We start from the raw sequence: 18,782 nt of genomic DNA, 5'->3' as shown, positions 1-18,782 counted from the left end.
CTGTATACTATTGCGATAGTTTTACATTTTTCATACTATCACAATAGTATACCCTTGTCAATGTCGGCGCATGAAATGGTGCCAGCCTTAGAAAATCTTCATTCCGTCCGCATACGGCTCAGCACAGCCAGGATTTCATACTTTCTGGGCAGATCCATCCACCTGACGCATTCCGTAAAAAAGGGCGAATAAGCGGATTCCAGCCCTGCCTCCCGGATTTCCGACAGCAATCGCTCCACTTCTTTCTCCCGACAGATCCGCCTGCGGTTGTCCTGGTTTCCGGGGCTGCCTCCGTCCCCGGCTCCGGCAATCTGAAATTTCCGGAACCGCTCCAGCGGGTTCACCTGATTGATGAGCCTGCGCAGCAGAAAGGCAATGGCATTCAGCTGCGGAATGGTGGCGATATCGTGAAGCATCCGGATGTCTATGCGCTCTTCTCCCAGAATCAGGAAGCCTAAATCGGACACGGCCAGCACCTCCGTGGCAGCCCCTTCCGGGCGGGTGCTCAGAAGACCGGCATCTATTTCGTCCCGGTTGGAAAAATCGGCGGGCGGAAGTTCTTCTGCCGGCGGCGTTTCCGTCTGCCCCACGCCTCCCTGTCCGGCCCGCCCCAAGGGCTGATTCCCGGCCTGCAGCGCCTTCGCCTGCTCCGTCACCTGGCCGATCAGATAATCCTGCATCATATAAATCCGGTCCGCCGCCTGCAGATATTCGCTGCTGCCCCCGATGACCAGCACGGTGGAGACCCCATGCAGCTCATACAGCTCCCGCACCCGTTCCACAAAGGGCGTGATTGGTTCTTTCTCGATCAAAGTCTTCATCACCGCGTCCTGAATCATGAAATTCGTGGCGGATTTGTCCTCGTCGATCATCAGCAGCCTGACCCCCCAGCCGATGGCCTCTATGATATTGGCGGCCTGGGAGGTGGAGCCGGAGGCATGCTCCGTGGAGAAATCCGCCGGATTCCCGCCCGGAATCCATTTGATGAAAGGGGACAGATTCACATGCCGGACGCTCCTGCCGTCCTCGGCGGAAATCTTCATGGCGGAGTCGTCAGTTATGACTAACTCCCTGCCGTCCCCCGCCACATGGTCATAGATGCCCGCGCACAGGGCGTCCAGCAGCGTGCTTTTGCCGGAGTAGCCGCCCCCTGTGATGACCGTGACCCCTTTCCGGAAAGCCATCCCTCTGACTCCCGCCACCTCCACCGTATCCTCCGGCGGCGCCAGGAAAGGCACTGCCCCCTGCATGGGAGCATCGCCGCCCTTTTCTCTGGGCAGTATGCTGCCGTTTGCCACGAAAGCGCAATAGTCGCTTGCCTTAAGCCACGCCCGGATTTCCTGCTGTTTCCTGTAAAGGGCCAGCGCCTGCTGCAGCCCGTTCTGGTCGAACTCGTTCAGGAAGCAGTTCACCGCCTCCGGCAGATCATGGGTCAGCATCTGCACCGCTTTCTTGTGCTTTCCCACTGGCAGCTGCACCTGGAGCATGATGCTGGCGCAGCGGTAAGCCGGAACGTCCCCCGCTCCGTCGATGGGCGCGATCATGCAGTTCTTCCCGGACTGCACGCCTCTGTCCCGCAGGCCGTCTATGATCTCCACCTTGTTTCCGCCTACAATCCTGTAATACTTCTGTGCCACCGTATTCACCGCAATCACGTTCCTGACCAGCACCTCACTGCTCGGCTCATAGATGAAATAATGGCCGTTTTCCTTTGCCGTGCGCTTGCGATTGTCATTGCACTCGTTCAGTGACCTGACATAAGGCAGGAACGCCCGGAACACATAGTCCAGCGCCGCCATGTCCGGCTCCTCCAGCTTCAGCAGATGCAGCGGGATATGAATCACCACTGTCGGCCTGGACAGCTCCAGCCGATTACTCTTCGTGATTTCGTATCCTATCTCCCCGTCCCAGTACAGGGCATGATTGTGCACAATAGGATCTTTGTCCATGAAAGACTCGCACATCTTGCCCTCATACATTTCCTCGTAAGTCTCACTGGCAGGTTTCATGTTCAATAGATAGAATTTTAATCTCTTCAAATTTTGTTCTCCTTTTCCAAGCTCTTCCTTTGCCGCAAAAAAGCGCCGCAAGCAGCCCCTATTCTCTGCCTGCGGCGCCTGGATTTGCGCGCAAAAAGGGCACACCAATATGTGTGCCCTGTAGTCAACAGTTATTCATAAAGGTACTTAAAAAAACGGCATCGAAATGCCCGCTATTCAGTTGATCCGGTTCACCATCCTTACGCTTTTTCTCATATCGCGATTCCTCCTTCAACTGAATATTTTTTAAGTACTGTAAACAGTGTAACACCGACCGTCTGGAATTGCAAGCGCAAAATTCGGCGGAAAGCCCTTTCCGCGGCGGACCGGCGCACTCACTCCAGCACATCAAAGGCAGTGCCGCAGGCCCAGGGACTCCCGATGTCGCAGCGGCCATGGTGATACCGGCGCGTGACTTTTCCCTCCTCCCCCTCTGCCACATCCACCTTGATCCGGCTGTCCCCGGCCTGAGTGCAGCCGTCCAGCAGCGCGATCAAAGCCTCCACATCAGAGACCTCCGTCTTCTTCTCATCCATGCCATTTCCCTCTCTTTCCCTGTCTGTCATCCTGTCAGCCAGTCTGTCATTCCCGCGCCGTCCGGCAAACAATCCGCGCGAAATCCTCTCACAGTTCTACTACATCTCCGTCTTCCACCGCCCGCACCTCAAAGGGATACTGCCCCGCAGCCGCCCGGATTGCAGCCATAGAAGCCTCATAATCGTGGTAGACATGATTGAACAGCACTTGTCTTACAGGACATGCCGCCAGCCTGGGGAAGATGGCATCCGGGCCGAAATGGGCCATCTCGCACACAATCAGATCCGTGGGCTCCTGCGCAGCAGCAGGGAAATCCGCCGCGTCTTCCCCGTGCAGATCCCCGGTGAAAAGCATCCGCCTGCCCCCGGCCTCTATCAGATACGCATAGGAAGTCCCGTTCACCTGCTCCATATGGCGGGTGGATATGGCGGTGACACGCAGCGTCCCGTCATCGTAAAAAACGCCGGGGGACGTCAGATGAAAACGCAGACGCTGCTCGTCCAGCGATCCGTCCGTAACCCGGACCATCTGGCGGAAAATCTGAATCCCCCGCTCCTCTGTCATATAAATATCAAAATCGCTCTCTCTGTAATACCAGTTCGCCAGGCTGCACAGGGCAGACAGTCCCACGGTATGGTCGGAGTGGATGTGCGTGGTAAAGACAGCCCTCAGCTTCTCAAAAGGCACACCCCGGCGAATCAGAAGATCCGCCACCGGGGCCCCGGCGTCAATCAGATAAGCCCTCTCTTCCACCTCCAGCAAAGTGGCGCTGCAGTATCTCGTAGGGGACGGCACCCCGTGGCTGGTGCCCAGAAATGTGATTTTCATAGCTAAACTCCTCCTCCATTTCTTCAGTTACCGTGCCGCAGCTTCCCTTTCAGGAACACGCTGTCATGGCGCGGACTCGCTTATCTGTATCATAGCACTCCTGCCGCCAAGATGCAACCGTGGCAGCGCCAAATCCGCCTCCGAATCCGCTCCGTAAATCCCCTCCCCATGGCAAATTGCTTGCAAAGACTTCTTACCTATGATAAAATGACACCGTCTACAGCAACGTGACGGCAGGAACGGGACAGCCCCTGCGCAATCACATGCCAACAAAAAATGAGGAAATCAAATGAGCGAATCGAAACTGAACAACAAGCGAACCGTCCTGGTAGGCCTGGCTTTCCTGTCCATCTGTGCCTTCTGGCAGATGTATGACAGCGTGGTGCCATTAGTCTTGCGGGAGACTTTCGGCATGGACGAGTCCCTGACCGGCATCATCATGGCCACGGACAATATCCTGGCCCTGTTCCTGCTGCCTTTCTTCGGCGGACTCTCGGACAGAACCGACACAAAGCTGGGCCGCCGCACCCCCTATATCATAGCCGGAACCGCTGCGGCCGTCATCCTGATGAATCTGCTGCCCGTGTTGGACAACAGCTATTCCAGGGAGGCGGCGCCCTTTAAGCTTGCGGCTTTCGTCATCGTGCTGGGGCTGCTCTTAGTAGCCATGGGAACCTACCGCTCCCCCGCCGTGGCCCTGATGCCCGATGTGACCGCCAAGCCCCTGCGCAGCAAGGCGAACGCCATCATCAACTTGATGGGGGCCGTGGGCGGCGTTCTCTATCTGGGGGTGGCGGCAGTGCTCTATCCCACCTCTAAGGTGGCCAGTCTGGACCATGTCAATTATCAGCCCCTGTTCATCGTGGTATCCGCCATCATGGCCGTGGCGGTCATCGTGCTGTTAGCCACCATCCGAGAGCCTGTGCTGGCGGCTCAGAACCAGGCTCTGGAACAGCGGCATCCCGAATGGAATCTGGCCGAGGACGACGGGCAGGGCAGCGAGCGCCTGCCCAGGCCGGTGAAGCGAAGCCTGGGATTCCTGCTGGCCTCCATCTCCCTGTGGTACATCGGCTACAACGGCGTCACCACCTGGTTCACCACCTATGTGTCCCAGGTCATGGGAGAGGGGCTGGGAGGCGCCTCCACCTGTCTGCTGGTGGCCACTGCCGGAGCCATCGTCTCCTATATCCCCATCGGCGTCGCGGCCTCCCGGATAGGCCGGAAGAAGACCATCCACGGGGGAATCATCCTGCTGGCGGCCTGTTTCCTGGCAGGGTTCTTCCTGACCACCCTCTTCTCCTCCATCAATGCCGTCATGTATATTGCTTTCGCCCTGGTGGGGCTGGCATGGGCGGCCATCAACGTGAACTCCCTGCCCATGGTGGTGGAGATGTGCCGGGGCAGCGATGTGGGCAGGTTCACAGGCTATTATTACACTGCCTCCATGCTGGCACAGGTCATCACGCCAGTGGCGGCAGGCTCCCTGATGAAAGCCATCAGCTATCAGATTCTCTTCCCCTACGCCGCCTTTTTCGTGACCATGAGCTTCATCACCATGTGCTTCGTGCGCCACGGAGACAGCAAGGCGGAGGCCAAAAAAGGGCTGGCGGCTTTTGAAGATATGGATGATTGACAATCAGGAAAGGAAGTAGATTTTAATCATGATTTTTATGATCTTGTTTCGGATACTTTTGACAGCGCTGATCATAATCGCGCTCTGGTGCCTTATGCTGCTGCCCAGGCGGGGGCAGTCCGGCTGGGAGAAACTTACGAATACCCGCTATGCCCACCGGGGGCTCCACGACATCACTCGGGGCATTCCTGAAAATTCCATGGCGGCTTTCCGCGGCGCTGTCGAAAAGGGTTTCGGCTCGGAACTGGATGTCCACCTCATGGCGGACGGACAGCTGGCCGTGGTCCACGACAGCGATTTGAACCGGGTCTGCGGCAAAAGCGCGATTATTGAGGAACTGCGGCTGGAGGATTTATCGGAATATCCGCTAAAAGGAAACGGTGAGACGATTCCCCTGTTCAGGGACGTGCTGGCGCTGTTTGAAGAAAAGACGCCCCTCATCATCGAGCTGAAAGTGGAGCATGGCAATGCCGCAGCCCTGACCGATGCGGTGATGGCGCTTTTAAAAGACTGGAAAGGAGCCTACTGCATCGAATCCTTCCATCCCGCCGTGCTGCTGCATCTGAAAAAGCATTACCCGTCCGTCATCCGCGGGCAGCTTTCCGAGAACTTCCTGCGGGTCAATGACGCCGGGACGCTGACCTGGCCTGTGCGGGCCATATTGACCTTGCTGCTGACCTCGTTCCTCACCCGTCCTGACTTCATCGCCTATAATTACACAGACCGCGCCTGCCCCAGTTTACGATTGATGAAGCGCCTGTACGGCGTCCATGAGGCAGGCTGGACTATTCGGAGCAAGGAAATTATGGAACGGCTGGAACGGCAGGGCGTAATGCCTATTTTCGAGGGATTTACGCCCTGAGCCTCCTGGCGGCCGGCTTCGTCGCCTGCGGCCGCTCACAGCCCCAGATCCTTGAAGAATTTCAGCATGCTGTCCTCCACGGCCAGCTGCTCTGTCTGCCCCTTTTCCATGTCATAGTAATACTTTCCCGTCTGGATGTCCACGGAAAGGCTGTCCAGCGGGAATCCTTTCTGCCGCACTTTCGAATGGGGGCGGGACGTGATCAGGAAAGGCCTGCTGGCCAGACTCGCGTCCATGGACTCATACACCCGGTCCCTGTCCAGGATCAGACAGACCGCGTTTCTGTATCCGGCTTTCAAATCCCCGTATTTCTTTGCCAGGCCGCTGTAATATGCCAGCATCTCATCATCCGTCAGATATTTCCCGCCCACAGTCCTCACATGGATTCCCGGCTGCAGCTCATCCGGCACATTTTCAAAATAAAGCCCGGAATCGCAGGAAAACAGCGGCACCTTGTAGAAATCATAGTAGGCAAGCGCTTTCTGCCTTGCGTTCTCCAGAGGCGTGCGCCCGTCCTCCGGCACAGGAGGCGCTTTCCTGTCCATGTCCGCCAGTCCCAGTATCTCCAAATCAAGCCCGGACGCCCTGCTCCTCATGGCATCCAATTTTGCACGGTTTCCCGTAGCATACAGCAATTTCATCTTTACACACCTCCGCCTCTGGCGGGCCTTTATTTCAATATTCTTAACAATAGAATCCTGTTCCTGTCATGGCGATAACCGTGCCGTCCCACCGGCCTTTCCGCCTACAGCACATTTCTTCCATACACCTCAATCTGGCTCAGCGCCGGAAACGGAGAGGGATCGTCCGCCTTTATCAGGCTGCAGAGCTCTATCCACTGAATCTCTTTCTCCGGGAAAGTCAGCACATGGCCCCTCACGGATTTCTCCAGAGCAAAGTCCTGGCTGCTGCCGTCCGAGAACCGCAGTGTCACCTGCACCCACCAGTTGTCATGAGGAAAGTCGGCCCGGGTGTAGAGCACCACCTTGTCCGTGCGGATGTTCCGCCCGAAGTCCACCCGCATCGTGGCATCGTCCTGCCTGTTGATGCCCCAGGACTGATAGGGCCATGCGCCGTGGGACAGATTGGCGCGCACGCCGTCTATGGCGTTTTTAGCGGCGAATACGGACTCGCCCCTGGTCTCCACATTTGCCGTGGCGTGGGGGAAACAGGGCACATCCCTGTGCTGGTCCGCGGGGTTCAGCGCCAGGTTGCGGTAAGCCTCTATCTCGTCCTGCCTGGCGGCTTCCGCGTAGATATAATGTTTGTCCCCGGAAAACACCTTGGGCGAGAGGCTGATGCGCTTCTCCCCGAAAGGGATTTCATAGGATACATTATCTTTCAGATACACGAAAGAAGCGCCCATGGCATCATCCACCTGCCAGTTTATGTAGATATCTTTCCGAGAAGTCTCCAGCACGATGCTGTCCCCCTCCTCATAGGCCCTCATGCACACCAGGTCCACGAAATCCTCCCCGCTGCCCACGCAGATGGTATTGCCGTTTTTGTCCAGTACTTTCAATGATAATGTCACCATTTTGATCCATCCTCCTATTTATACGTGTTCTGTATTTTCCATGCCGCTCTTTCAAGGCCAATCCTACTTACCCTCCGCATATTTTGCCAGCTCGTACACCCTCGCCTTGGTCAGTTCCGCCGCTTTCATGGCTTCCAGCAGCGGCTGCAGGCTTCCTCCCTCATTCTCCAGCCCGGCTGCCTGCACTTCCGCGTCCTTGGATGCGATCCACTCCATTTCCTCTTTCCGTAAAGCCTCCATGTCCGCTGTATCCAAATTTGCTTCCAGCAGCTTCCATACGATGTTCAGAGTGTCATCCCACAGCCGGTACATCTCCTCGGCGGACTCATTCATCTCCGGCTGGGTGACGGCTGCCTCCTGCTTTTTCTCCACTTCCTTCTCCTGCTCCTCGGCAAAGGAAATCTCCATGGCAATCCTCTCGGAAAGGCTCTGCTCCTTATAGACAGCGCTGGAAAAGCCCTGCTCCCCTCTCACGTTGTAAAGCCCGTAGAAGCTCAGCTCCTCTTCCTGGACAGCCTCCAAATCGTAGTACCCCACCCACTGCAGATAAGCCTGGGGCAGATCGGCCAGCCTGGAACCCGGAAGATACAGATAGAACTCATCCCCATCCAGCCCATAGGCAGCGGAATAAACATAAAGGACACCACCTATGATTTCTTCCTCCTCCGGTTTCTGCTTGAAAGAGATGAACGACAGGTTCATTTTATACGTAAAATCGTCCACTTTCTCCAGCTGGTCAAAGGTTCCGAAATAATCACAGTAATATAAGGTGCCGTTCGGGTAGCCATCCCCTGTGGATCCCATGTCTGCGTCCTGATAATGCCCCTCAAAGGATCCGTCATCCTTAATGTGCAGCTCTGTGAACCAGGCTCCTGCGCCGCTGCTGAAATAGAATACCCTGTCAGAGAGATCCGCAAACGTAAATCCCGCCTCCGCGCTGCTCTGCCCCGCTCCCGTCTCCGAAGTCCCCGGTCCTTCCGGGCTTTGCTGCTCCCCCTCTGGAGCATCCTCCCGAGAATCTTCCTCCGGGGATGCGTTCTCTGCGGAGGAACCCCCGTCGGATGAGTCCTCCCCTGATTGCCCATCCCCCGGCTCATCTTCCGAAATCTTCACAGCCGTGGGAAGCTGTGCAGAATCTTCCTCCGCCTTACCGCAACCCACAGAAAAAAGCAGCAGCATGGCCGCCAGTGACAGCATCATTTTCTTCTTCATAATCATACCTCCCTGTCCGCTCCGGAAACGGAAACTCTATACTTGTCATGATACTACGCTCATATTTGTCTGTCAATGTGCGGAAACTGTATCATTCACGGATTACCCGTTGGAAAGGAAATCCTCCGTGGCAGAATCAGATTATCCCGACGGCCAGCCTGCGGCAGTTTTTTACAGATCGGGATTGAACTGACGACGTATCAGGAGTATATTGTAAGAGGAGGAGCTTTCTAATATGATATACAGTTTGAGGGATTTGGTCTGGTTATTTTTTGTCTACTCTTTCGCCGGCTGGTGCACGGAGGTGTGCTACGCCGCGTTCATCCGCAGGAAATTCGTGAACCGGGGCTTCGTGAACAGCCCCTATTGTACCATATACGGCTTCAGCGCCGTTCTCTTCGCGGTGTTCCTGGCGGAGCTTGCGGACAGTGCTTTCTTCCTTTTTCTGGGCGGCCTGCTGCTGGCCTCGCTGGTTGAATACACCACCGGCATGCTCATGGAGAAGATTTTCCACAGGAAATTGTGGGACTATTCTGATATCAGGTACAATTTAAGCGGCTATGTCTGCGCCCGCTATTCCCTGCTGTGGGGCCTGCTGGCCGTGGCCACCGTGCGCTACGTCAATCCGTTGCTGTGCAGTCTCCTGCGCGGGGTGCCGGACCTGGTGACATTGACCTTGCAGTGGGCCGCGGCCGGTCTGCTGGCAATAGACTTCATCACCACCTCCATGGCCGTGCTGGGCATGCAGGTCAGCGCAAAGCGCCTGTCCCAGCTTTCCGAGGGAATGCAGCATACCTCGAAGCTTCTGGAGAACCGGCTCACTGTCTGGGTGCAAAAGCGCATGCAGCGTTCCTTCCCCTCCATCAATCCTGAGACAATAGCGGCGGATCTGAGAGCGAAATCGGAACAGGCCAAATCAAAGCCCGCCGTATTCGCGAAAGGGTGCAGCTTCTATAAGCTGGTGTCCCTGTTCTTCGTCGGCGCGTTCCTGGGAGATATCACGGAGACCATATTCTGCTTTCTGACCACCGGGGTGCTCATGAGCCGCAGCAGCGTGGTGTACGGGCCTTTCAGCATCGTCTGGGGGCTGGGCTGCGCTCTTCTGACCCTCTTCCTCTATCGCTACCGGAACAAGACCGACCGTTATATCTTCCTGGCAGGCACTCTGCTGGGCGGCGTCTATGAGTATGTCTGCAGCGTCTTCACGGAGCTGTTCTTCGGCACGGTGTTCTGGGACTACAGCGGCTTCGCTTTCAACCTGGGCGGGCGCATCAATCTGCTGTACTGTTTTTTCTGGGGAATCGCGGCTGTGGTGTGGCTGAAGATAATCTATCCGAAGCTGTCAGACCTGATAGAGAGGCTCCCTGTGCGGGCGGGCAGAATCCTGTGCAACTGCCTGATCGTGTTCATGATTGTCAATATGATTCTCTCATCCCTGGCGCTGGCCCGGTATACGCAACGGCAGACCGATGGTCCCCGGGCGGAGGCTTCAGGTGCTGTTTCCCCGGACGCGGAGCCGGAGGATAATCCCCTGGCCTCTTTTCTGGACGCCCATTTCCCGGACGAGCGGATGGAACGAATCTACCCTAACGCAAAACTGGTGGATTGAGCGATATTCCTTAATTTTTTATATATTTTTTTTATAAATCCTTAAGTCTAAGGTCAAACTTTAGACACATTTTCAGGGTATGATAGATACATAAACAAAGGAGCTGTTGAATTTTGATAAACAATGGTCAGGGTTCTGTCAGCTTCGACTAATAGCAATACTGCGAAAGCAGTTTTACTATAGATACCTTTCCCTTTCATGTTTTCTTTTATTTTTTACTCCCGAAAAGAGCCCGCCTGGCGGGCTCTTTTTGTGTGCGCGGTTTACATCAAGGACAGTTTGCCGGCAAGCTCCCCCCCGAATCGCCCGTCCGGTCCAAAAAGGCCAAGCCCGAAAGCTTAGCCTTTTTTTCATTATTCCAGCCGGTTGCTGGTGATGAAATCCACGCCCCAGGACACCAGCCGCTCTGCCTCTTTTCTGTCATCGCAGGTCCAGCAGTTCACCAGAATCCCTTCCCCGTGAAGCTCCTCCACGATTTCCTTTGTCAGGGCCCTGTAGTATATATCCAGATTCAGTCCGTACTGTTTCAGGGCCTCCAGGATTTCCTGGCTGTACTCGCCGGTGAGATAGTATAATTGCTGCTCCGGCAGAAGTTCTCTCAGGCGAATCATATTGTTCAGGGCGAAAGAGATGAATGTCACCTGCTCCAGATAGCCCAGCTCCCGGATTTCCTCCACTATCCGCCGTATATCCTTTGAAGAAAATTCGTTCTTCAGCTCCAGGATGCAGACTTTTCCGTATTTCCGGCAGATGGTAATGTACTCTTTCAGATTCGGTATGACAAGGTCCTGCCTGTCTTCCAATGTGACGGAATCTCCCGCCGCCTCCGGACAGATGTCCTTCAGCATAGTCCTGCGCACCCGCTCATAGTCCGAGGACTCCACATGGATGTCCTCCTTTGCCACGCGCCCTGTGTCATCGTCATGGATAACTACAAACTTGCCGTCGCGCGTCACATGGGCATCCGTCTCCACGCCGTAATAGCTGCGGTTCCCGGCCGCCACGAATGCCGGAATGGAATTCTCCGTTTCCAGGCCGCTCACGCCTCTGTGGGCTATCATCCTTGTGTTTCCTCTGTTGATTTTTATGGTATCCATTTTCCCCGCCTTCCATCTGCCGGAAGCCTGCCGGCCCGGCCCTTTTATGAGTCCATCATATCACGGACCGGATAGTTGCGCAAGGAAAGAATCCATCCGTTTCCCCGCCGCAAGAAGCTGAACGGACAGACCAAAAATCACCGGCATCTGCCTGCATCTCTAGTCCAGGCGATAGGGACCGCACGGCTCCCTCTTTCGCCCTCCCAGCTCCATGAGCCCGGTCAGAAGCAGGAGCAGGATTACCACAATTCCATACACAGCATACGCCGGAAGCTCCCACAGGATGAACAGGGCGATGATGGGCGCAGCCGCTGACACCAGCCCTATGACCATCATCAAAAAGACAGAAGCCCCCTGCTTCACTACCTTGATCTCGCTGTCCCAGTCAAAGACAGGAAATCTCTCATTCACCGCTATCCCCGTCCGGGCGCCGAAGAGGATGTAGGCTGCCGGTACCGCCAGCAGGCTGATTGTCTCCGTCCAGCCCGGGCGCAACGCGGCTATCAGTATCGCCTCCGATGCCAGATAGAAAGGCAGGGTCACTATCAGCTGCAGAGCCACCTTGCTCCGAATCATGTCACGCCTGCTGACGGGCAGGGTCTGCATCATCCACCAGCTCTTCCCCTCCATGGACAGCGAACAGGCAGTCAGCGGCATCAGCACGGGAAATGTCCCCAGCAGCACGGGCAGGGCCCTCTCCGCCACGCCGGGAAGACCCAGCATTTTGTCCACACTGTCTTTTCCCGCCATCGCCACGCCGATGGCCAGAAGCACCATCATCACCTCTCCGGTCAGCGTATTCACCACATATATGCTGGAGGAAAAATAACGCCTCCATTCCCGCTCCAGCAGGCTCCTTATCACGGGCCTGGCCCGCAGGCTCTCCATGCGGTAGTTGCCCCGGGCTTCCCTGGCGCTGAGCAGACCGCATACATGGCCGTAAAAATGCCCCAGAATCTCCAGGAAAATCAGGAAACATCCCAGGGACACCCCCAGGAACAAAACCAGGGCGGCCGCTTTCCCGGATACCATGGCCTCTGAAATCCAGAGAGCCGGCGGATAGGCGCTGCCGATCCGATTTCCCAGCTGCTGCGCCATCCCCTCCATCATGACTATCAGTTCGTCTTCCCCCATCCTGCTCATCCCCATGCTTCCCACCAGAAAGACGCACAGAAAAATCATAGTCAGCAGGATGGAGACCAGATTCTTCCTCTTCCATCTCCCCGCTATGCCTGCGATCAGGGCTCCTGCCACAGAAGCCGCCGTCAGAGGCAGCAGGGGCAGGAAAAGTACGACTATGGCGCCGTAAAGATAGAATGTAAAGCCCGGCTTCTCCAACATTCCATACACCACCATCCCCGGCAGCATCACCGCCACGCCCAGCAGCATATCCGTGAGGTACATGGAGAGGAACCGGCTGGCGATGATGCTCTTTGCCGTCACTGGCAGGGCCACCTGTTTTTCATATGCCCTCTGGTCAAAAAGCACCGGGCCTGCTTTCGCTATGGTAAAGAAGAATGCCACCAGAGATACGACCAGAGCCAGAACCGCCGGGACGAAATATCCCATCCCTATGATGACAAATCCGTAGCTCGCGGCCCCCACATAGGCGGCCATCATGAGTATCAGCAGAGCCCAGAGCACCCCCATCAGGCAGTAACCCAGCTTCTTCTTTTTGTCTTTCGTGTGGCGGAATTCATTGAAGCCGAACATTCCATACAGCGAGAGTTTTGTCAAAAGTCTAATCTGCCTTGTCATGATGCGTCACCTCCATAAATACGTCTTCCAGGGATCTGTCTCTGGTAAGCTCTTTCGTATCCCCCTCCACTTTCAGCTTTCCGGCCGAGATGACAGCAATGCGGTTGCAGAGCTTCTCCGCCACTTCCAGCACATGGGTGGAGAAGAAGATGGCGCTGCCTCTCTCGCAGAGAGCGTGCATTTTCCCTTTCAGAAGCAAAGACGCCTCCGGATCCAGCCCCACAAAGGGCTCATCCAGCACCAGCAGTCCGGGCTCATGAATCAGCGCTCCTGTGAGGGCCAGCTTCTGCTTCATGCCGTGGGAATAGGTGGATATCAGGTCTCCCAGAACAGGAAAGATGCCGAAATCCCCCGCCTCCCTGCGGATACGCTCCTCCCTGTCCCTCCCGGACACCTGGTAGATATCCGCCAGAAAGTTCAGGTACTGGATGCCCGTCAGGTATTCGTAGATATCAGGATTGTCCGGGATATAGGCCGTCACCTGCTTGCAGGCCATGGCCTGGGACTGCACGTCCCTGCCGTCTATCAGAATCTCTCCCTGGTCAAAGTCATGTATTCCCACCACAGCCTTTATGGTGGTGGTCTTGCCGGCCCCATTGTGCCCGATGAAGCCGTAGATATCTCCTGCCCGCACTGTCAGCGACAGATTGTCCACGGCCGTCTTTCCGCCTTTGTAAGTTTTTGTCAGATTTTTTATTTCCAGCATTTTCAATTCCCTCCGTCCTTTTGGCGCATTTTACTGCGGAGGTTTCTTTTTCGCTATCCTCCACAGCTCTTTTATTTTGATATCAATATGATATCATACTAATTGCATCTATGCAAGCTATAAAATATCTCAATAAAAAAATATATGCTTTTCCGCATATATTACTACGAAAGCGAATTTTCATTCCGCGGCATCATCGGCATTTGGAACGTCATGCCTTTCGGCACACCCGAAGAGGTAAAAGGAAATGCTGCCTCTTCGCAGTGCCTGACCGCCTGCCGGAGCCTGAGATTTCATGGGAAAATATTTTGCTGTGGGAAGTTTGTAAAGAATATACCAGATAATTCGATAGAAAGCGTTTGAATCTGTTTCGGAAAGAACACCGGCATGCAGATGTCTGAAAGCATGCCGCCACTATGTCCGAAATTTCTTTTCCAGTGCAGGGATATCCTCTTTGTCAATCCATTCTTCTGAATATCCGCAGTTACAGCATACATACCTTGGCACTTTTACATAAGAAAATATAGTTAATCCCACCGGGATGTTATTGCCGCTTCCATAGGCGCCTGCCCTGCCCTCTATCCTGAGGATGTTGCTGCTGTTGCATTTTGGACATATTTTACTGTTTTTCATGATAATCTCCTTTTATATAGGCCAAATTTCATGATACTGTTTATCGAATCTGCACAGGGCCGCGGAAGTCCTTTATCAGGGCTTCAAGTCTATCTCCTCCTGTATGTACCTGGGCTCCTCTATCAGGCCGATTCCCGTGAATACGGCCCAGATATAGGGCGCACCGTACAGATTCAGGGTCTTCGGCCCTACAATCCTCTTCGGCGCGTCCTCCCCCACCTGATCCTGAATCAGCTTCTCGTAAGCTTTCTCGAACGTGCTCCTGGTGATAGAGCGCTCCCGCCTGTCCGTGAACAATTCGCCGCCCTTGATGGTATAGGTGAAAGGAAGCCCTTTTTTGGTCAGGAATTGCTGTCCCTCGTGTTCCCGTATCGCGTCCCACAGGCCGGGGACGGTTATCTTTGATGTGTTGAGTTTCATATGCCTCCTTGCGCTCCGGGCGCATTTATCTGATAGTATGAGAACCCGCCATGGTCCTATCTAAAATCCTACCCGATATGGGAGATATTGTCAATGGGAAATCGATGAATCCCTCAGAATCGCCGTATTCTTCTCCACCTCGCCTTTCGTCAGGGGATAGGCGAACCGGATGATCAGGAACACCACCAGATAGCAGACTCCCGGCACCAGGGTGGCTACTGTGTAAATCCGCTCCGCCACGACTTCCCTCTGGGCGGGAGCCTCAGACACATAGCCTATGGCTGTCAGCACGAAACCGCCCAGACCTCCCGCCAGAGCCTGCCCCACTTTTCTGGCAAAGGAATACACCGCGTAGACTGTGCCGTCCTCCCTTTTTCCCGTTGTCACCTCCTGGTAATCGATGATGTCCGTGATATAGGCCCATACAATCAGGTTGAACAGGCCCGTTCCAAGGGTCCCCAAAAACAGCAGCGCCATGAACAGCGGAATGCTCTCCACCCGCAGCAGGAACAATGCCAGATAGACGATTCCGGCCGCCAGCATTCCCACCGCCCCTGCCTCTTTCTTGCCGAATTTTGATGCAATCGTGGAAATGAAAGGAGCCAGCAGCAGGGTGCCGCCGATGCTCACCACATTCACCATAGACAAGGCCTTCGCGTTCCTGAAATAATCCAGGAAGAGGTAATTGTTCATGGTCTGGCCCATCAGCGTGGCCAGCAGCAGCACCAGCGCCGCGCACACCAATGCCAGCAGCGGCCTGTTCCGCCCGAGGCTGCGCAGCATCTCCCAGGCCGTCTCCCCTTTCTCCTCCTTTTTATGGAAAACCACCCGCTCCCTGCACAGCGCGTAGCACAGTACATAACAGACCACGGCCAGCGCGCCGAACACAAAGGCCGTCACCGTAAAGCGCACCGGCAGCACAATCTGGTTCCCTGCCTGGTCCGTCTCGTATACAATCAGCGGCACCAGCACACCGATGGCCAGCCCCGCCAGGCTGGCGCCTATACTCCGGAAAGTGGACAGGGAAGCCCTGTCTTTCACTTCCGTGCTGATCACCGAGGCCATGGAACCATAGGGAATGTTGATGGCCGTATAGCAGAAGCTGCTCCAGAGCAGATATGTGAACACCACGTAGACAAGCTTCGCCCCATAGGCCCAGTCCCGCACGAAATACAGGTACATGGCAGAACTGGACACCGCCACCGGGATGCACATGCGCCTGATCCAGGCCCGGAACCTTCCGTCCTTTTCGGGCCGCATATGGTCTACGATACGCCCCATAGTTACATCCGTAAAAGCGTCCACAAACCGCGCCCCCAGGAACAGCAGCCCCACCGCGAAGCCGCTTAAGCCCAGCACCTTGGTATAGAATACCATCAGATAGCTGCTGGCGAATATAAAGCTGAAATCATTGCCGAAATCCCCGAACATGTATCCGATTTTATCACGGATTCCAAAGGGGCGCACATCTCCCGCCCTGTCCTCTTTCACATTTCCTTTATCGTCAACTGTCCTCGACATAAAACCTCCATCTCGCTGCGTCAGATTAAGCCCTGCATGTCAGGACTGTCCATAGCATTCCTCGCTGCGGAGGAAATTATTCGCAGCGAAAGCTCCTGCTTATCCAACAGCGCGGATTCCAAACGAAATCATTCTTTACATCCGGCGCGGACATGGCTATAATAAGCATATGCCATCCTGTCCCATGACGGACAGAACCGGCAGAAGAATCGGAGGTTGCCATGACGATATTTACCGTATTTTTCCAGATGCTCTCTCTGCTCATCATGATAGGGGCCGGCTGGTTCATGACAAAAAAGGGGATGCTGGACGCCCGCACCAACACCCAGATGTCCAAAATGATCGTGAACGTCTTCAATCCCATGCTCATCATATCCAGCGCCGCGTCCTCTGTGGGGCTGATTCCCCTGGGTACCATGGGGCTGGTGAGTCTGATCGCCGTCGCCATGTTCGCCATCCTGATTGCCGCGGGCATGATTCTGTCGCCGTTCTTCGACAAGCGCGCCGACCAGCGGAAGATATTCCAGATGATGTTCGTCTTCTCTAACTTAGGATTCATCGGCATACCGGTGGTCAGCAGTATCCTGGGGGCGGAATATGTGGTCTATGTGACGGAGTTCCTGGTGATTTATACGATTGTATTCTATACCTACGGAGTGGCCCTGATGGACGGAAAGTTCTCGGTTTCTTCCCTGAAGACCATGATAAACCCGGGGATGGTGTCCGGCATAGCGGCTCTCCTTCTCATCATACTGGGCATACAGCTGCCGGGATTCCTGATGACGGCAGTGACCTATCTGGGGAACGTGACCTCTCCCATGGCGCTGGTGGCCGTGGGCTTCGCGCTGGCCAGCACGGATTCGAAACTGATTTTCTGCCAGCCGAAATTATATCTGTTCTCTATCGTCAAACTGTTGGTGCTGCCCTTGCTGATGCTGCCGCTGCTGCGGCTGGCCACCGGCGATCCCGCCCTGATTTCCGTGTGTATGGTCATGTTCGGCATGCCCATCGGCAATATGCCCCTGATACTGGGCAACCAGAAAGGCATAGATGGCAGCACCTGCAGCGCTGCCATCATTCTGACTACCATATTATGCGTGTTCACGATTCCCGTCCTGCTGGCGATCGTGGGGTGATTCGTATCTGCTGCCGATTCCTACGCTCCGGCTGCGTTCTTCTCAATCCAGGAAAGAATGATGTCCACGCCCGCAGGCCCATCGTCCACCGTCCTGAAGCCGTTGACGATGATGTCCGCTTTCCACTTGGAGGGCTCCACGTACTCCCGCTGTCTGGGCACTACAGCCTGGACATAGCGTTCCATAATCTCCTCCAGGTCCTGCCCGAATGCCAGGTTCCGGGTGACGCGTCTGCGCAGCCTCTCGTCCGGATCGCAGTCCACAAAGACTTTCAAATCCAGCACAGGCGCCATCGCCTCATCCCAAAGGATGAACATCCCCTCTATCAGGATGATGTCCCAGTCTTCCTCCCGGGCCGCCAGCACATCCGCGTGAAGCCTCTCTAAATCCAGCGTATTCGGATGATTGTCATCCCGGTAGATCTTGCCGTTCAGGATGCCCGCCACATCAGGGCGCTCCGATGCCTCCCTGAAGTACTTGTCCATGCGGAAGACTTTCACTTTGTAGTCGGACAGCCGCTCCTCCAGCCTGCTGGTCAGCGTGGACTTGCCGCTGGCGCTGTCTCCCCCGATTCCCACTACATATGCCCGCTTCATCCGTCTACCTCCTCATTTGGGTTTTCTATTTTCCGAACCGCGCCTCCCCTGCGGAGCACGGCCCGTTTTCTCTTCCTTAGTCTGCCATGAAATCTCCGGCGTTCCGCCGCATGGCTGTCCTCTCTCCAATCGGCAGATTCATGTCCCGCTCTCCCCGTCATGCCAGTGCAGCCTGTGCAGTTCTCCCTCCTGCCGCATCCCGCGGAATCCGTTCTGCCGCAGGGCCTCGTACAGCACAATGGCCACGGAGTTGGACAGGTTCAGGGAACGAATGGAATCCAGCATTGGGATTCGGATACAGCCCTCCTCATGCTCAACCAGTATCTCTTCCGGAATCCCGGCGCTTTCCCTGCCGAACATGATGTAGTCCTCCGGGCCGTAGGCCGCCTCTGTGTAAGCTTTTCTGGCCTTGGTGGTAGCCATCCAGATTTTCGCGCCGGGATGCTGCTTTTCGAATTCCCGGAAGTTCATGTACCTGTGGACTTCCAGAAGCGGCCAATAGTCCATCCCGGCGCGCCTGATGGACTTCTCGTCCAGGCGAAAGCCCAAAGGTTCTATCAAATGCAGGGGCGTGCCTGTAGCCACACAGGTACGCCCGATATTTCCGGTATTTCCCGGTATTTCCGGTTGGTGCAATATGATATGCATCCGCAAATTC

18 protein-coding genes are annotated in these 18,782 nt (G+C 55.4%); 4 read left to right on the top strand and 14 right to left on the bottom strand.

Going from position 1 to position 18,782, the window contains the following annotated elements:
- Positions 1-98 precede the first annotated feature (98 nt).
- From NFS35_RS09675 to NFS35_RS09665, 3 genes are all read right to left on the bottom strand, one after another.
- A complete protein-coding gene (locus NFS35_RS09675; RefSeq protein WP_251206920.1) occupies positions 99-2,039 on the bottom strand; it encodes a P-loop domain-containing protein in 1,941 nt (646 codons plus the stop codon).
- A 335-nt stretch (positions 2,040-2,374) separates the two neighbouring features.
- A complete protein-coding gene (locus tag NFS35_RS09670) occupies positions 2,375-2,575 on the bottom strand; it encodes a hypothetical protein (RefSeq protein WP_251206919.1) in 201 nt (66 codons plus the stop codon).
- A gap of 88 nt (positions 2,576-2,663) precedes the next feature.
- A complete protein-coding gene (locus NFS35_RS09665) occupies positions 2,664-3,404 on the bottom strand; it encodes an MBL fold metallo-hydrolase (RefSeq protein ID WP_251206918.1) in 741 nt (246 codons plus the stop codon).
- A 289-nt stretch (positions 3,405-3,693) separates the two neighbouring features.
- Between NFS35_RS09665 and NFS35_RS09660 the strand changes: the two genes are divergently transcribed.
- Positions 3,694-5,037: an MFS transporter gene (locus tag NFS35_RS09660; protein WP_251206917.1), complete on the top strand. Its 1,344-nt coding sequence runs from the start codon at positions 3,694-3,696 to the stop codon at positions 5,035-5,037.
- Positions 5,038-5,065: 28 nt separating this feature from the next.
- Positions 5,066-5,899 (top strand): glycerophosphodiester phosphodiesterase family protein, encoded by an 834-nt coding sequence (locus NFS35_RS09655; protein WP_251206916.1) that lies wholly within the window; start codon positions 5,066-5,068, stop codon positions 5,897-5,899.
- Between the two features lie 35 nt (positions 5,900-5,934).
- Here NFS35_RS09655 and NFS35_RS09650 read toward each other — a convergent pair whose 3' ends face one another.
- From NFS35_RS09650 to NFS35_RS09640, 3 genes are all read right to left on the bottom strand, one after another.
- Positions 5,935-6,540: a non-canonical purine NTP pyrophosphatase gene (locus tag NFS35_RS09650; RefSeq protein WP_251206915.1), complete on the bottom strand. Its 606-nt coding sequence runs from the start codon at positions 6,538-6,540 to the stop codon at positions 5,935-5,937.
- Between the two features lie 104 nt (positions 6,541-6,644).
- On the bottom strand, positions 6,645-7,436 hold the full coding sequence (locus tag NFS35_RS09645; RefSeq protein ID WP_251206914.1) for a DUF7402 domain-containing protein: 792 nt from the start codon (positions 7,434-7,436) through the stop codon (positions 6,645-6,647).
- A 63-nt stretch (positions 7,437-7,499) separates the two neighbouring features.
- Entirely contained in the window at positions 7,500-8,648 is a 1,149-nt protein-coding gene (locus NFS35_RS09640; protein WP_251206913.1) for a lysozyme inhibitor LprI family protein, read from the bottom strand.
- A gap of 235 nt (positions 8,649-8,883) precedes the next feature.
- Between NFS35_RS09640 and NFS35_RS09635 the strand changes: the two genes are divergently transcribed.
- A complete protein-coding gene (locus NFS35_RS09635; protein ID WP_251206912.1) occupies positions 8,884-10,257 on the top strand; it encodes a putative ABC transporter permease in 1,374 nt (457 codons plus the stop codon).
- Positions 10,258-10,610: 353 nt separating this feature from the next.
- Here the strand turns inward: NFS35_RS09635 and NFS35_RS09630 are convergent, their stop codons facing one another.
- The 6 genes from NFS35_RS09630 to NFS35_RS09605 all read right to left on the bottom strand — a co-directional run bounded on the left by NFS35_RS09630 (position 10,611) and on the right by NFS35_RS09605 (position 16,392).
- Positions 10,611-11,354: a glycerophosphodiester phosphodiesterase family protein gene (locus NFS35_RS09630; RefSeq protein WP_251206911.1), complete on the bottom strand. Its 744-nt coding sequence runs from the start codon at positions 11,352-11,354 to the stop codon at positions 10,611-10,613.
- Positions 11,355-11,513: 159 nt separating this feature from the next.
- On the bottom strand, positions 11,514-13,112 hold the full coding sequence (locus tag NFS35_RS09625; RefSeq protein ID WP_251206910.1) for a putative ABC transporter permease subunit: 1,599 nt from the start codon (positions 13,110-13,112) through the stop codon (positions 11,514-11,516).
- Positions 13,096-13,818 (bottom strand): ABC transporter ATP-binding protein, encoded by a 723-nt coding sequence (locus NFS35_RS09620; RefSeq protein WP_251206909.1) that lies wholly within the window; start codon positions 13,816-13,818, stop codon positions 13,096-13,098. The genes NFS35_RS09625 and NFS35_RS09620 overlap by 17 nt, the downstream gene beginning before the upstream one ends.
- Positions 13,819-14,232: 414 nt before the next feature.
- The gene (locus NFS35_RS09615) at positions 14,233-14,451 is read right to left on the bottom strand and encodes a hypothetical protein (protein WP_251206908.1); all 219 of its coding nucleotides are present in this window, start codon (positions 14,449-14,451) and stop codon (positions 14,233-14,235) included.
- 75 nt (positions 14,452-14,526) lie between these two features.
- Positions 14,527-14,871 (bottom strand): hypothetical protein, encoded by a 345-nt coding sequence (locus NFS35_RS09610; protein WP_251206907.1) that lies wholly within the window; start codon positions 14,869-14,871, stop codon positions 14,527-14,529.
- A gap of 90 nt (positions 14,872-14,961) precedes the next feature.
- Positions 14,962-16,392: an MFS transporter gene (locus NFS35_RS09605; protein WP_251206906.1), complete on the bottom strand. Its 1,431-nt coding sequence runs from the start codon at positions 16,390-16,392 to the stop codon at positions 14,962-14,964.
- Positions 16,393-16,613: 221 nt separating this feature from the next.
- Here NFS35_RS09605 and NFS35_RS09600 point away from each other — a divergent pair, with 221 nt between their 5' ends.
- Entirely contained in the window at positions 16,614-17,528 is a 915-nt protein-coding gene (locus NFS35_RS09600; protein ID WP_251206905.1) for an AEC family transporter, read from the top strand.
- Positions 17,529-17,548: 20 nt separating this feature from the next.
- Here NFS35_RS09600 and NFS35_RS09595 read toward each other — a convergent pair whose 3' ends face one another.
- Positions 17,549-18,124, bottom strand: a complete 576-nt coding sequence (locus NFS35_RS09595) for a uridine kinase family protein (RefSeq protein ID WP_251206904.1) — start codon at positions 18,122-18,124, stop codon at positions 17,549-17,551.
- 138 nt (positions 18,125-18,262) lie between these two features.
- Complete coding sequence (locus tag NFS35_RS09590; RefSeq protein WP_251206903.1) at positions 18,263-18,772, bottom strand: tRNA (cytidine(34)-2'-O)-methyltransferase; 510 nt, start codon at positions 18,770-18,772, stop codon at positions 18,263-18,265.
- Positions 18,773-18,782 lie beyond the last annotated feature (10 nt).

It is taken from the genome of Acetatifactor aquisgranensis, from assembly GCF_943193215.1.
Lineage (GTDB): Bacteria > Bacillota > Clostridia > Lachnospirales > Lachnospiraceae > Acetatifactor > Acetatifactor aquisgranensis.
The sequence above is the reverse complement of the archived record's forward strand: the minus strand, read 5'-3'. Positions and strand labels throughout refer to the sequence as shown.